Origin of the sequence: Hymenobacter amundsenii, assembly GCF_002204745.1 — a bacterium.
Taxonomy (GTDB): Bacteria; Bacteroidota; Bacteroidia; order Cytophagales; family Hymenobacteraceae; genus Hymenobacter; species Hymenobacter amundsenii.
Genome location: NZ_NIRR01000058.1, coordinates 1 through 14,214 on the forward strand (window position 1 = coordinate 1; position 14,214 = coordinate 14,214).

Here is a 14,214-nt window from a genome sequence, read left to right on the forward strand (position 1 = left end):
ACCTTCGAGTATACCGCTCGGGAAATGACGACGGGGCAGACCGTGCGGATCAAAAACGGAACGTTTGATGTGAAGTTCTGATAAACTGGAGAGACGAGACGACTCCACTAGTTCACGAAAACGGTCCGAAGGTAAACAGGTGCTGTTCGGTGGAAGGAGCGTAAAATTTACCAAGTAGTTTGGTCGTTGGTCCTCGTACTGTAAATCGAAGGCCAAGGCATCTGCCCCAATTCCTCGCTTACCCTCTCATGTCCGCTCTGCTCCCGTTTTCAACTGCTGCGTTTGTCATGGCCTGCCTCGGGACCATTCCCAGTTTCGGGCAAGCTGGCCTCACCCCATCCCCGGATGGCACGGCGTATTCCGTGGCCTGTTTCTGTGGGGACACAATACCTCGGCCGTTGTGGCTTCCCACGGGCTACGTGGTGAGCAATCCCAATTGGTACGGCGAAGGCAATATGCGGGCGTTTGTCTACGCCGACAAGAGTGTAATTTCCGTGCTGTGCGGTGCCAACGCCACATTAAGCCTGCCGAAAAAGAAAAAGAAGGGCTTCTTCGACCGAAAAGTTGTTTTGCCCGGCTGTTGTTGCCAACTCATGTATACCCATGTGCCCGCAGCACGGGTAGCGGACTTTAATCGCGCATTTGACGAGGCCAGTAAGCCGTAAATGGAGGTTTACTTAAAGGGTCAGAAGGTAAACGCGCTCCGTTCAAAGTAAGGAGCCAATCTTTGAATCCATTATGACGCCTTCCCCCCTTGAGCAGGCCGTGCTCTCCTTCGTGCAGCTACGTACGGGCGGCGACGGCCCGGTGTCGCTCGACACGCTGATCTTCGACGAGCTGCAAATCGACGGGCTGGACGCCTACACCTTCATGGAGGACTTCATGAACGAATTTGACGTCGACATGAGCGGATACGACCCCGAGCGGTACGCCATGAGCGAAGCCGATTTGGCCAATATTTTCAAAACATTGTGGCGCGCCGTATTCAATCGCCGCGCATTGGTAAAATTTTCCTTCCCGGTGCGCCACCTACTTGCCGTAGCCCAACAAGGGCAGTGGTGTGATTACCATAAGGCCTCCTCCACGACACCAGCAGCTACATAAGCATGCTCATGGACCCTATGTAAGTGGAGTTTAGCCAAAGGGTGATTTAAACAGCCGCCACTGTCCATCAGATAAGGTCTCATTATCAAACTTATAGCTGTCCGAGAAGCCATATTACGTTAACCAACCCCTAGCAGCAGGCCGGAAAACGCAGTGAGTCCCGTTCATTTGAGCAGACTCAAAAAGGGTTCTTCCCCAACTATAAGGGGTCGGCGGTAACGGCTATCGCTCGTACTCCTGGCCCTTGCTTAGCTCGCGGATTTTCTCCTCCTCGCTCCGCATATCCTGGCTTCTGGTAGTCAGCTTTAGCGCTGCGGCCAGCTGATTGACGCGCCGCTCTATCGAGGGAATGGCGGAGCTGGCCGCCCGGCTGGGCTCGCGGTTTAGCACGCGCTGTAGCTTGGCGCTCATGTCGGGCGGGGCCGAAGCCGGCTGCCAGTCATCGAGCTTAATACCGGACTGCACCTTGCCGGTTCGCAGGTATTCTATGGGCTCGCGGGTAAGGTTTCCCTTCTCGGCATTGCGCTCAATTTTGCCCAGCCGGTTGTAGAAAACATTGTCAAAGTTTCGCTCGCGGGCCGCGTCTTTCACCTGCTCGGGGTCGAGCTGCGCGGCGGCAATGAGCTTGGAATTTACGCGGGCCACCTGCACGTCGAGCCGGTCCAGTTTCTTCTGCACCTGCTCCGGGGTCAGCTCCTTCTTCGGCCGCTCCCGGGCCTTGGCCTGAATGTCGGCACCCCGCTCCTGTTCGAGCCGCTGCCGGCGCCCGGCCGCTCCTTTCTCCGGCCCGATGCTGGCCCGCCCCACCGCCAAATCCATTTCTACGTGAACGGCTGACTGAAAGGAAACCCGGTTGAATCGGTCGGCCGCTCCCAGTGGATTGAGCGTAATTTTCTGCTCCCGATCCCGGACACTGACCAGCACGTGAACGTGCGTCTGCCACCCCTCTTTTGGCTCGCCCTGGGTGCCTTCGTCGGTGCCCCGGTTCTTACGCTCGGTGTGGATGGTAGCGGCCCAGACCAAATCCTTTTCCCCTAGTTCCCGTCCGTCTTTCAGGTTGAAGTTGCCGGCGTAAAGCTGCATGGCGGTTCGGGTAAACTGCTCCAGCTTTTGCGGGTCGTTGCCCAAAAGGGCCAGCTCCTCCTGGCTGGGACTGAGCACGAGCGAGTGAAATTTTACGGCGTCGGCCCGCAAACCTTTATGGTTGTTGTCGAGCATTTCTACTACCTGGTCGGCGCTGAGTTTGCCCGCCTCCTCGGTTCCAAAGAACTCGGCTCCGGGCTTGCCGGATTCCTTGGCTTACTTCTCCAGATAGTTCGTGGCCCGCCGGGCGGAGCCGTTGTTGGCGTACACTTTGCGCCCATTGGTGGCCGGGTTTATAATCTTGGCATACATGAGGGAACCGGGAAAAGGGAGTGAGCAAAATGGGTTCGGACAGAACAGAATCCGCCGGCTGGCCTTGGCTTTTTTATTTCCCTGAGTAGGGAAACGCGCTGCTAATAGTGGCGAAGGAATTTCCCGGTATCAGGAAGAAATTATGCCGGAGTAGGTGGCGTAGCCGGTGGCGGAGTTGGCTTGGATGGGACGGCCGGACTGGGTGGCACCGCGATGGACGGCCGTCTGCTGGCCACCCGCTCAGTCAGCTTCAACCCTTCCAGCATTTCCCGCGACTGTTTTACAACAATCGCTTCCCGGCTCGCGCTTAATTCGTTATTAACCCGCGTCATTTCAGACTCGGCTACTTTGCCCGGTGGTACAAGCACAGTGAGCATTTGGATTAAATCGCTCGTCAGTCTGCGGGCAATCAAGCTATCGTTACTTCCCCGCATCAAACGCTCCATCAGCGGCCACAGATACTGCGACTCGGTGGCGGATAGCTTGCCGAGTAGGTTCTCCTCGATGCTCTGCATATACAGATACAGTGCGTTTTGCTCCCCGCCCAGGTGGGTGTAAAGGTTGCGCTCCAGCGTGCGCCAGATGCCCACCAGCCGGTTGGCAATGTCGGCACTTTGCTTCCGCGCTCCGTCCTGGAGCGTGTCGATTTTCTGCGACAGCTCCCCCAGCTTCGCCGCAATATCAGGTACACCTGCACCGCCATTTTGGTCTGCTGGGTTTACACCAAGCCGTGCAAAATATAAGACAGCCGCACTCGCGTAAGCTCGCTTGCTCATCTTAAAGTACACGCTGGCTTTAGTGAGTTCTGCAAAGGCTTCATCGTCAACACTGACCATGCGCCCCCGCCCACTTGTGCGGTTAGGCGGCGTCTTTAGTGGCGCCCGCCGTTTGGCTGGACGCTTTGGAACTGTGGGCTCGTTTTTCATCTGAACTATGTATTTAGGAATTGATTATCAAGATATTATAGCATTTCAATAGCATATTTCGTAACTTACTGATAAATAATACACTCAAAACTATGTCGACTATTACTAACGGCATTGTAAATCAACTAATTACGCTATTCGGATATACACAAGCTATGCTTGTGTCTGGTAATCAGTTCGGTAGCACTGGCCGGTAGGCACCCTCTCGCTAACTATTACTACTCTTTCTCTGCTTCGGTCCTGGGTTTTTACCCACGTCCGGTTGTAAGATAGACTACGCGGGCTAAACGACTACTATGGTGGCTGCTATTCTACTGCTACCGTCGTCTGCTTTCTCTGAACGGCTTCTTCTGCTTCTGCCTGCCACCTCCCTGCTTCTTTGGTGTCTGTGTTGCCCGGTATCGCTGGGAGTTCTGTACGCGCCTTCCCTGAGCTTTCCCCTGCCTACCTCGCTCCCTACTTCGCTCACTACTTCGCTCGACCACTAACCAACTTTGCTCTCCCCCTGGCTTACACTTCCCCTACGTTGGCCTCAGCTTATACCAGCTGCATCCTTCACCACTACGCCAACACTTCTGCACCACTACGCCACTCTTTGCCACTCCCTGCCGCGAATGATTCAGTAATAACTCTCCGCTTTTTTTGTGCTGCTCCTACGCCTGGCCTTCCCTTACTACTGCTCCCCCGGCTGCTCTCCTACTCGCCGGCCTTCGTTCTAATCGGCCACTGATTTTCCAATTAGCTGTTCAACTATCCGGGCTTTTTATCCGCTGGGTTTTGATTTCCAATTACAGAAACCGGCCGCCTTCTTTCTAAGAAATCATTTGGCAGTGGGGAGAAAAAGAGCAGGTTACTTCCCTTCCGGTTCTTCTAGCTGGCTGACTACTTTGGCTGATTACTCCTGGTATTTCGGGTGGTGGACTCCTACTTTCTTCTACGCTCATTCGGCAAAATGATACGCGAGGCCTGACAGTCTACGGCTCCGTTGGCTTGCTTTCTCTGCCCCCACTTCTCTCAAGTCTGACTGCAGGCTGGCGCCATTTTCTGCGCTGGTTTCTCGCTCCCCTACCGACTCCTGCCTGCGCCTTTTCAGTTGCTCCTGCCTTCGAGCCGCTGCCACTTTCGAACTGTTTTTGTTGACTCCCTGCCTTGCCTACGCCGTCTTTTCTGCGGCCCTTTTCTCTGCGCTGTCCTTCCCTTACTACCCTTCCTTTTCTCTACAACGCCTTCGCTTTTCTCCCACTCTTGCTGGCCTTGCTGCTCTTCGCTTACGCCGACTACCAATCCGTCGGCGCTGAATAATTCCGCACTGTCTGCTGCTACTTTGGCCCCTGGTGTTGCGGTCGAATCAGTCGCTACCCGGCTTCCCACCCTCGGCGACCCGCTGCTCCTCTCCGGCTCCTCTACTGCCCATTCCCGGCAGTTGCTCCCGTTACTCTCCCGCTACTTTCCTGCGCTCAATTATCCGGCAAGTCCCTGGCCCGCTTATCTGGCTACTCGCACAGATGGAAGAATTGCTGGCATGTCTTTACCCCTTCCATCTTCACCTTCCCTTCCTGCTCAGGACCCGGCGAATCAACGCACAACGTAAAATAAAGCGGGTGCTTTTTCCCAGTCGCTTCTTCCAACTGGCCGCTGAATTGCGCCCATCCACGCCCTGATATCTTCTCCCGTCAGCCAAGGCTACCTAACGCCTTACCCTCTCTTTCCCCTCAACTGTTACTCTCCTTACGTGTTGCCTTACGCTGACCCCAACGTGGACACTACGACGCTCAATCCCGGCTCAGAAAATCCGACTGCTGCCTCCTCGACCCCGAGCAAAGTCCAAGGCGCCAACGCTGCCGGGCCTCCCTACAGGTTGCCAAAAACAGCCGCGGTCTGCTCACAATGGGAGCCTTAAAGAGCGCCTCTTACGGCCAACCAAGTAGCCCGGCCAGCAGGAGAATAGCATCGCAATCATCTAACAAGAGGAGTAAGGCGGCTCCAATGACGCCAGTCGATGCAGCGCCTAGGATGGGCGACTCTTTCGCACCGGCAGCCCGCTCTTACCGCTCCCCTACGCGCTTACCCCACCTCTTTCCACGACCGGCACCGGCCAAAACGACCGCCCACGCCTCCCTCAAAAAGGGACCTGGGCACTGTCATTGCCCTGCCTTCTGTTTGGCTTTTCTTCCCCAACTGCCTCGGCTGCCAGCTCCGGTTCGTTGCCCCGGTTCTGTTTTCTGCCCTCTTTATTTTTTGGTCAGCAACAGCTACCTCCACTCCCGGCAGCTACGCAGCTGCCCATCCCGGTAGCATAGAAACAGCTTCTCCTGTTCGACTGAATTGGCCGGGCTGGTTTTAAACACTGGCGCTCTTGCGGTAGAGAACTCGCCCGTAGAATCGGACGCCCCCACTACCGTATTTACCAGCTGGCCCTTTTTTATTTCCGCTAAGGTCTTTTGCAGGAAGAACCCCTGATACCCCCCCCCCCTTTCCCTCGCCAGTTAGCGGGAAAAAGTCAACTCGTATTTCCGCTCTCAGACGACCGGCAGCAGCAGGTCCATCAGGGCAACAATACTGAGCCGCCCCATCAGGGCTATCCAGGCCCAGCGCATCGGTTGCGCTGCAAACAAACGAGCCAGCTCAAGCTGCGGGTTGAACAGGACAAGTGAGCGAACGGTATCCGGCAGCCCGCTCGCCGGAAAAGTGGGGTATGCCCCAAATCCCTTTCTGCCCTGGCCAGCACTACTTAAGTATGGTGAACCGGCCCTCGAACAGCCGCTTTATTACCCGTCTTGTCAGTTGCTCCACCATAGAAAAAAGACGCGTTGCCCTACAGACGGACGTAAGGAAAAAGGCCTAAGCAGGGAGTAGCTTATTGCCTGGCGGGCTGCTCCCCCACCACCCCGTATGGCTTCGGTCGCGGCTACTAGAAAGCGAATAGCAGGTGGGATTCCCTGCGCTTGATGCCCCTGGTTCAGCAGCACTGGCAATCCCCGCTTTCCAGTAGGTTCGGAGCGAAGATTACTGCGGGTGGTCGGCTTTCAGATTCGCCTCCCCGCGTGCGGCCACCTCCGTTTCGAGTGGCTTGCTGATGAGCTCCACTTATGCTTGCGGCCCGAAGCCAGCCATTCACTCCGTATAAACTGCCCGGACTCGCCGGACTTCCCAAAACGTATTCAGGCCCTCTACCAAGCCTGGTCCGAACAGGCAATCCACTCCCGCCCGTAAGGTCGGCGCATCACCCAGGGTGCACAAACCACTGCATTTACCCTCCAAAAAACAGTCCTACTGCGGTGGTACTGCGGCGTGGTGCCTGGCAGACCAGCCCTTCCGCTGGTCTGCACCCTGTTGTCCACCCGCGTCACTCCGGCCGTTTTCGCCCTCTGCCACGTCGGTACGTGGCCCAGGGGTAGCTGCCGGGGACCACTGGTTAAGCAGTCCCCTTATCCGATGCCCGTGGGGTGGCAGCATGGCGCTTGCGACGCGTGCGGAGCTGACGGGCCGTTAGCATCAGGCCCACCTCGCTGCGCACTTTCACCTGCTGAAAAATGTCGGCAATGAGCTGTTCGGGGGCAATGCCCAGCAGTTCAGCCAGGGCAAAAATGTGGGCCATCGACAGCCGTTCGGGATATAGCCGGACCAACGTGAGCGTTTCGGCAGCTATGCGCAGCGCCCCGGTGAGTTCGCGCACGGTCAGGCCCTGCGTACCGTCGGGGCGCAGGAAGGTAGTAATCCAGTCTTCCAGGGTCCGGCCGGAAGGTTTGGGGGGACGCTTGAGGGTGGGGAGTTTGCCGGGCTGTGGGCGGTTGCCTGAGGGAGTGGTTTGAGAAGGCATGAGTTCGAAGTGGGTCAGGGTGACGTGGGGGCTGAAAATCGGGTTTTTAGGGAAGCCGTCGGACCGCTGATCGGCCAGGGGCCTGTGTGCCGACAGCGGGTGACACCTAAGTCCGTCTGGTCAGACAGGACGGGTGGCGTAGCGATAGCTATGCCATGCCGGGGGGGCCTGCCTGCGGACCCAACGGGGGCCGGGGTGGCAGGCGAAAGGTACCCGGCCCTCCGGTGGGCCAGCGCAATCGGAAAAGGCGGGCGATGACGCTGGCACTGCCCGGGAGCTCGTCGGTTGAGCGGGGTTTGCCGTTCGTATCCAGCGTGGCAATATCTTCGCCGAATGCGCGCAATACTTCCTCCTCCGCCGAATGGCCGCTGGCCAGCCGGGAGAGGAGCCCGAACGAAGTGGGGCAAAAGGCAGCCGGATTTCGCTCCATCTCGGCCACTAGGTCCACGGCCCACAAGCTGTAACTAGCTAGGCGACGGGCCATCAGCAGGACATCCGGCGGATAAATGGCCAGCTCTAGTCTAGGCAGCTCTTTGGAGCGCGCCAGGAGTTGAAGCAGTTGCACCAGGGCCGGCTGCTCCAGCGTCACCGGCAATTCCCCGTCCGTTTCCAGCCACAAGTCCGGCTTCAGCGCATCCAGGGCCTTGGCCCAGGCCTCCATTGATAGGGTGGTGGGAAAGTAATGGCTCAACTCCTGCTGGACGCAGGCCAACGCGAGCGTCTGTTGCGGGAACGTGGCGTCGGCGTAGGCAACTTTCCGGGCGTTGTCTTCGGCCCACGCGTCGGCGGCGGCCTGCGGCTGAGATTGGCTCCCTAAAGCAGCGGCGAGCGGGAGCACTACCGGTGTTTCATGGGCCTGGACCAGGTCAGGATCATATTCCGCCGTCACCTCTGGCGCTACTGCTGACCCGTTGCTGACGGGGGCCTGCGGGGTGGCCGACTGGGACCGTCGCCGGCGGGGGTTGGAAGCCGGCGGCGCTTGACCAGCCCGGCGTTGCTGCCGGACCTGGTTAAACACTGTGACCACCATTTCTCCGGGGGTCATCCCCATGCACTCAGCCAGGCCAAACAGGCTGGCCAGGGACAGGTTTTCGGGCTGAAACCGGGCCACCCGGAGCGTTTCGGTAGATATCTGCAGCGCCTCGGTGAGCTCGCGCACGGGCAGGCCCGTGGTGCCATCGGGGCGGACATAAGCAGCGACAAGTTCCTGCAGCAACGTTCCGCTAGGCTTCGGCAGGCGATGCATGCGGGTGTCCTTCCCCAGGTTCTTGTCAGTATTTTCTGGCGGTAACTCAGAACTCATGTGCTTATGGGTGTTATCGTGGCTAGAAGCCTCATTTAAAGGATTTATTTTACCGCGAACTGATGGTTATGCTCCGGTATAAATCATACTGCAAGTTACACTTTTTGTTGCCTACTGACAACAAATAACGGCATATTTCCCCAATAGATTGCCGCTCGTATGAACGGTGATCCGATAAAATCCTTTGGCTTGGTTATTAAGGAGATACGTAAATCTCAGGGTCTTTCGCAGGAATCACTGGCGACGGAGGCAAATCTGGATCGAGCCTTCATCTCCCAAGTAGAGAACGGACACAAGCAGCCTTCACTACTCACTATTTTTCGCTTGGCTGACGCCTTGAAATTGAGCGTATCTGAACTGCTCAAGCAAGTGGAAGCAGTTTTAGCAGGAAATTGAAGGGATGCTATAACGTCTTGCCTCCCAACCTTATATTATATCTCCGTAGTGAAAAGTCCCCAAAGGTGATGAAACTCACTTGTGGGGACATATGCTGATATTAGCTTAAACACTACTCCACGAGTTGCGGAATCACACTATATGGTGGAGGACTAGCTGGATTTGACTAGCCACTCCTCCCCTTCCCTATTTTCCACATTAAAACCGTCCTTTAAGTAGATCTGCTGTAAGTGCTCCTCAAACGTATCAGCTCGTTTCTGGCGCTGGGCATAAGGTCCTGGGTTGTCATACATCTTACGTACTTCGCTCATCTTGTACGCTACTATCGACTCTTTTTCAATTAGCTTGATTACTTCTTTTTTTACGATAGGCTTTGGTTTAGTCTCTGCTCTATAATCTTCCAGCAAATACTTTTCGGCCAGCGCCTTATAGATAGCACCAGCTGGCTTTTTGATCTTCCCTTTGCGGAATTGTCCTTCTACAATTCGCAGTACGAAGCTTATGTAGCCTACATCATATTCACCACTCTCCAACTGGTTGGCGATGGTTGTGATACTTCGTTGGCTCACCCCTATTTCGGCAAGAGCATCTGCCCATTCGGCAGCTCTTGGCAACGTCTTTTTTGTAGCAGATGCAGCAAGCTGCTGAAACAGGAATTTGATTCGAGCTACTGTTTTACCCTCCCTTTCTAACTCATAAGTGAAAGGGATATCTGTTTCGCCAATTTCACTCTGAGCTTTATCTAGGATTCGGGCTTTGAAATTAGAGAAGCGTGGATATTCATGTTCCTCAATACCAAGCACAAACCGTAAGTCATCGACACTTATAGTACGCCGTCCAAAGCCGGAATACTCCTTCAGCAACCAATATATGCGCACTGACTGGGGGCTCTTCAATTTGAGTACCTCCTGCATGTCAGCCATAGTGAAGTTTCCACTCTCCCGCAGCTGCAGCAGATAGGGCGTAATCTTTGGGTTAAAGCTGGCCACTACACCACCTAAATCAGCTCGATAGCCTGCTTCTGCCATCAAGGGGATGTAAGTGTAGTTTGGTTTGCGGCCGCGTTTGCGAGTCTTCTCCTCAAGTTCTTCAATGTAAAGAGTGAAGGATGTAAGGCCTTTACACATCTCATCCACCTGCTCATAGGCAGATCCTCCTCGTCGATCAAAAATCAACTCATCGAGCGGTACTAGGTGCTCCTTGAAGTCTACGTCATCGAAATCTATACGAGACAGAAGTGCGACAAATAAGCGCATCTGTAGCGGGACGAAGCTGAAACGAGCATTGATTAATGCGTTGTGCTGGGAAATTCGTCTCTCCGGGGTATTCTCCATTGGGTCAACGTCTTTTTTGTAGCAGATAAGGTGTGAAAACGTCTTTTTTGTAGCAGATACACGTCTTTTTTGTAGCAGATACACGTCTTTTTTGTAGCAGCAAACGTCTATTTTGTAGCAGATGAGTGCTTTTACCTATTGATTTTCAGCTACTTATGGAGCCTGTAATACTACTATAAGGTAAGTAATAAAAGAAAAGACTAGTTGAGTTTTTTTGGACGTCTATTTTGTAGCAGATAAAGGAGTAGATATAAGTAGAAAAAAGTTCATTTCCGCTCCAAAAAGAGGGTTTTTGTGCTTTTATATACTCAAATGTGAGTGGTTATTAAATCTGTCCACCCTCCTTGATGATGCCAACTCATTTTTTACGCCGTCTATCCCCGACGACGTCGAGCAGCCTGCTTTGCTGGGATTGCCCGGTCTGCTTCTGGTCTACCCTCCAAATAGGCTATGATAGCTACATCTAACACGTCACCAATGGTCTCGTGTGACCAGAAAGAATATTGCTGTAAGCGTTGTAGTGTTTCGGCAGGAAGTTGGTTAGAAAATTTGATGAGTACCGATTCCCTTGCTTCCTGAGTTACTGCAGCGGCGGGTACTGCTGCTTTCGGCTTTAACAGGAGTTCGTCTGGCGAAGGAATAAGCTGATCAAGATCGAATTTAGCTTTGGCCATTTCTGTATCGTCTTTATGGTCTTGTTTGTCTTTATAAGATTTACTGTCTTGACAGTATTTCTTTCGTTAACGCCGTGTAATCAATCAAGGCGTTAGACCCAGCAGCTGTCTGCTGTAAAGATTGCCGTTGCACCTGAGCCTCAGGGATTGCTACATTTTCGCGGATAGTGGTCGTCATTACCAGTGAGCCAAACCGCTCGCGCATCTTCTTTACAAAAGCGTGGTGTAGGCCCCGCCGGTACGTCGGCGAATACTTGGTTAAGAAAACACCCCCTACTTCCAATTCCGGATTGTAGCTATCCTGAACCTTAGCGACTAGCTCTAGAAGGCTGGTCACACCGTCAAAACTGAATACCTCTGGCGACGTGGGCACAAACACTTTAGTTGAAGCGGTTAAGGCGGCCACAGTCAACGGGGAACTAGGCGCGGGTGGCGTGTCGATTAGTACGTAGTCCACCAGCTTGTTCAGGCCTTTGAATGCTTTCTTAAAGAACAACGGATATGCTAGGTCTGCTCCTAATACTTTCTCGGCTACCACGAGTTCTTCTGTGGCTGCTACTAACCAGAGTTTCTCTCCTACCTGTTGCATGACATCGAGCAATTGTGCTTTTGAGTCCATGACTGTAGCTAAGCTTTTCGTTGAGTCTACTACTGGCAGGCACCTAGTTAGACTGGCTTGGGCATCTGCATCTATCAATAGCACTCTGTGTCCGGCCTGAGCAAGTAGTTGACCAACCGCCCACACGCTGCTAGTCTTGGAAACACCACCTTTTCTATTCGCAAAGCTATATATCTCCATACATTCTTGATTATCTTTTTCATAAAGAAAGTATATACAATCTACATGAGCAAGATAATCTTCTACTTAAATACGGTAAAGATAATCAAGATAGCATATATAACCTGTAAATGAATATAAGTCACTGAAGTTCAGAAGAAACTATTTGAATTCATCTCAGGCCAATCTACCTGATTCCCTCCCTTCACTGCCGGCCATCAAAAGAACTGCTAGCTTGCCCTTAACCGCTGGCCTATGCTATCTAAGGTCTGCTTTACCGCTAAAGGGGAAGGCAACACGCCATAAACCAGCTGGCGAAAATTGCTTTGGTAGGTCGGGATGAGCTGCTGCCAGGTGAGGCCCTGGTCGGCAAACAATCTCGCTTCCGCCAGCGGGCGCGCCGCCCAGTCGCCCTGAAACTCTTGGTTGCGGGCATCATCGACGCGCACTTCGGCCAGCAGCGCATCAAAGTCCGGCCCGGCCAGAAACGCCTGCAGTGCCGGTTGCTGAAGCAGCTGGTGCAGATCATAGGCGTGGCGGATTTTGGCTTGCAGTTCCCCCAACGAATCGGATGAGTAGCCAGCCCGTACCAAGGCTAGAATCTTTTCAACCAGCGTGCGCTCCAGGGCCAGCACCAGCACCTCAAACGGCGCCAAGCCGTGCTGCGCTACCAAGGCCAGTTCACCGCGCTGGGTCAGAAAATGGCCGGCGTAGGACTGCACCGGCCGCCACTGGCTGGGGTGGGGGCGGGCGAAAGCGTTGATTTCGAGCAGCACCGCACCGGGCCGTACCTGGCTGCCGGGGGTGGGCGCGGCGGTAGTCGGGAATTGGTGCAGGGTTTTGCGGAAGTGGCTCCCGCGTACGGTTACGCCTGCTTCCACCACCGCCATCAGCCCCTGGGTAATGTGCCGGCCCCCCGCATCTATGAGCTTCTTGACCTGCCCGCCACTCCAGCCCTGTGTGCCGGCGATGGCCAGGTCCACGTCTTCGGAAAACCGTTCGACCAGCCCGTAGGCCTTGGACAGGGCCGTACCGCCTTTGAATACCAGCTGCTCACGGTAGGGCGAATCGGCCAGCGCCCGCAGGACGTAGCTTACCCAGTAGTCCTTTTCCACAAAGGCTTCGGGCAAGCCTAAGCCCTGGGCGGTAGCCAACAGGATCTGCCCGAACTCCGGGCTCTGATGCAAAGTCATTGGATGTTCCACGCGGCGCGATTGGGCAGGGCCCCGGCACTCAGGCCCATGCGGTAGGTAGTCAAGGGATTGAGGGTGGCGCGTAACGTATCCGCACCTTTGCAGTCGGTTAGCCGCTCCAGCAATGCGCCCAGTACGGCGCGGGCCCGGGGCGGGGCCTGGGCCGCGGCCAGCTCCGTGAGGCGGCGCCGGTCTGTCGGGGAAAGGCGGGTGATTTCGCGCTGCACCCGGGCCAATACCTCATCGGGGCTGGTGTCGGGAATGCGGCGCAGGTCCCGCAGCACTTCCAGCCACTGCAGCAGGGGCACGTCACTGGCCCTCTCCGGAGCCGGGCGCACCACGAACCCCACGCGCCGGGGTGGGGTACGACGCGGGCGGGGGGTGGTTACGGTTGTTTCGGCCGGTACCTGGGTGGTCAGGCCCAACTGGTTGTAGAGGCTCACGCCCGCCCGGTAGGCCAGCGGCTCGCCGCCGACGGCCGTGAGCGTACGCAATATGGCTCCCTCGGAAGGCTGCAACGGACCAAAGCGACTGGTCTGGGGGCGGTAGTACTGTCCCTTGGCAAAGCGGACCAGCAGGCCTTCTCGGCTCAACCGGCTCAACGCCGCGGCCACCGCCCCGAACTGGGCGGGTTCCGTTACCAGATCGGCATACGTCAGCAGCTCGCCCGGCGCAAAGGCCTCGACTTGCCGGCGAACACGCTGCATGATGGATTCGGGCATGGCAAACTTGAATACGCAGAAGACAAATATACGAATTATGTCAAGTTTTTACACGTAAAAACTTGACATAATTTAAGCTTAATCTGTTCTCATCGAAAGTTACTTCCTAGCCTGCACCTCCGCCAAAATGTCCTGCCCGGGCTCGTTAAGCAAATCCGCGACCCGCAGCAACTCATCAATAGTAAGGGTGGAGGGGTTGGCCTAACGCTGCTTGATGATGCGGCAGCTCATGCCCAAATGGTGCCTAGCTCGCGCTCGGTAAAGCGGTAACGACCGTGGCGCAGCAGGCCCGTAAAACGCCGGGGCGAAGCGGCAGGCGGGGGCAGTGGGGAGAGGAAGCAGGCATGTAGGGGAATAATGCCCCTTGTGCTAGTGGTATACCAAAACAAGTCTAAACCAACCGGATTGCACGACCGATTAGATACTCAAATATAACTTATGATAACCATCGCTTATCATAACTTATATTTACAACCAACAACCAGCCCTTAGTGCAATGGCCGCTTCTTGATCATGCCGCCTTTGGTGTCTTTCACGCTGTGCATGACCATAAAGGCCTGGCGGTCGAT

11 protein-coding genes and 1 pseudogene are annotated in these 14,214 nt (G+C 55.2%); 3 read left to right on the plus strand and 9 right to left on the minus strand.

Features of this window, described 5'->3' with window-relative positions; translation table 11 throughout:
• The first annotated feature begins 248 nt into the window (after positions 1-248).
• Together CDA63_RS18950 and CDA63_RS18955 are read left to right on the plus strand one after the other, a co-directional pair.
• Positions 249-665, plus strand: a complete 417-nt coding sequence (locus CDA63_RS18950; RefSeq protein WP_088466029.1) for a hypothetical protein — start codon at positions 249-251, stop codon at positions 663-665.
• Between the two features lie 73 nt (positions 666-738).
• Complete coding sequence (locus CDA63_RS18955; RefSeq protein WP_088466030.1) at positions 739-1,104, plus strand: DUF1493 family protein; 366 nt, start codon at positions 739-741, stop codon at positions 1,102-1,104.
• 222 nt (positions 1,105-1,326) lie between these two features.
• On the opposite strand, the pseudogene CDA63_RS21115 reads toward CDA63_RS18955, so the two are convergent.
• The 4 genes and pseudogenes from CDA63_RS21115 to CDA63_RS18975 all read right to left on the minus strand — a co-directional run.
• Positions 1,327-2,367: pseudogene (locus CDA63_RS21115) on the minus strand (DUF5712 family protein); the annotation flags it as partial.
• Positions 2,368-2,639: 272 nt separating this feature from the next.
• Entirely contained in the window at positions 2,640-3,425 is a 786-nt protein-coding gene (locus tag CDA63_RS18965; protein ID WP_126546961.1) for a hypothetical protein, read from the minus strand.
• Positions 3,426-6,840: 3,415 nt separating this feature from the next.
• Complete coding sequence (locus CDA63_RS18970; RefSeq protein ID WP_088466032.1) at positions 6,841-7,245, minus strand: hypothetical protein; 405 nt, start codon at positions 7,243-7,245, stop codon at positions 6,841-6,843.
• A 148-nt stretch (positions 7,246-7,393) separates the two neighbouring features.
• The gene (locus CDA63_RS18975; RefSeq protein WP_126546962.1) at positions 7,394-8,461 is read right to left on the minus strand and encodes a hypothetical protein; all 1,068 of its coding nucleotides are present in this window, start codon (positions 8,459-8,461) and stop codon (positions 7,394-7,396) included.
• Between the two features lie 246 nt (positions 8,462-8,707).
• Here CDA63_RS18975 and CDA63_RS18980 point away from each other — a divergent pair, with 246 nt between their 5' ends.
• Positions 8,708-8,944 (plus strand): helix-turn-helix domain-containing protein, encoded by a 237-nt coding sequence (locus CDA63_RS18980; protein WP_088466034.1) that lies wholly within the window; start codon positions 8,708-8,710, stop codon positions 8,942-8,944.
• A 152-nt stretch (positions 8,945-9,096) separates the two neighbouring features.
• Here the strand turns inward: CDA63_RS18980 and CDA63_RS18985 are convergent, their stop codons facing one another.
• The 5 genes from CDA63_RS18985 to CDA63_RS19000 all read right to left on the minus strand — a co-directional run bounded on the left by CDA63_RS18985 (position 9,097) and on the right by CDA63_RS19000 (position 13,645).
• Complete coding sequence (locus CDA63_RS18985; protein ID WP_126546963.1) at positions 9,097-10,362, minus strand: replication initiation protein; 1,266 nt, start codon at positions 10,360-10,362, stop codon at positions 9,097-9,099.
• 290 nt (positions 10,363-10,652) lie between these two features.
• Positions 10,653-10,952, minus strand: a complete 300-nt coding sequence (locus CDA63_RS20640) for a hypothetical protein (protein ID WP_126546964.1) — start codon at positions 10,950-10,952, stop codon at positions 10,653-10,655.
• A 40-nt stretch (positions 10,953-10,992) separates the two neighbouring features.
• Positions 10,993-11,751, minus strand: a complete 759-nt coding sequence (locus tag CDA63_RS18990) for a ParA family protein (RefSeq protein WP_088466036.1) — start codon at positions 11,749-11,751, stop codon at positions 10,993-10,995.
• Positions 11,752-11,960: 209 nt separating this feature from the next.
• A complete protein-coding gene (locus CDA63_RS18995) occupies positions 11,961-12,923 on the minus strand; it encodes a nucleotidyl transferase AbiEii/AbiGii toxin family protein (protein WP_088466037.1) in 963 nt (320 codons plus the stop codon).
• Entirely contained in the window at positions 12,920-13,645 is a 726-nt protein-coding gene (locus CDA63_RS19000) for a DUF6088 family protein (protein WP_088466038.1), read from the minus strand. Before CDA63_RS19000 ends, CDA63_RS18995 begins: the two co-directional genes overlap by 4 nt.
• Positions 13,646-14,214 lie beyond the last annotated feature (569 nt).

What these genes read in the sequence shown, in the direction of transcription:
- CDA63_RS18950 (WP_088466029.1), top strand. Translation starts at nt 249, where the DNA reads ATGTCCGCTCTGCTCCCGTTTTCAACTGCTGCGTTTGTCATGGCCTGC.
- CDA63_RS18955 (WP_088466030.1), top strand. Translation starts at nt 739, where the DNA reads ATGACGCCTTCCCCCCTTGAGCAGGCCGTGCTCTCCTTCGTGCAGCTA.
- CDA63_RS18965 (WP_126546961.1), bottom strand. Translation starts at nt 3,425, where the DNA reads ATGAAAAACGAGCCCACAGTTCCAAAGCGTCCAGCCAAACGGCGGGCG.
- CDA63_RS18970 (WP_088466032.1), bottom strand. Translation starts at nt 7,245, where the DNA reads ATGCCTTCTCAAACCACTCCCTCAGGCAACCGCCCACAGCCCGGCAAA.
- CDA63_RS18980 (WP_088466034.1), top strand. Translation starts at nt 8,708, where the DNA reads ATGAACGGTGATCCGATAAAATCCTTTGGCTTGGTTATTAAGGAGATA.
- CDA63_RS20640 (WP_126546964.1), bottom strand. Translation starts at nt 10,952, where the DNA reads ATGGCCAAAGCTAAATTCGATCTTGATCAGCTTATTCCTTCGCCAGAC.
- CDA63_RS18990 (WP_088466036.1), bottom strand. Translation starts at nt 11,751, where the DNA reads ATGGAGATATATAGCTTTGCGAATAGAAAAGGTGGTGTTTCCAAGACT.
- CDA63_RS18995 (WP_088466037.1), bottom strand. Translation starts at nt 12,923, where the DNA reads ATGACTTTGCATCAGAGCCCGGAGTTCGGGCAGATCCTGTTGGCTACC.
- CDA63_RS19000 (WP_088466038.1), bottom strand. Translation starts at nt 13,645, where the DNA reads ATGCCCGAATCCATCATGCAGCGTGTTCGCCGGCAAGTCGAGGCCTTT.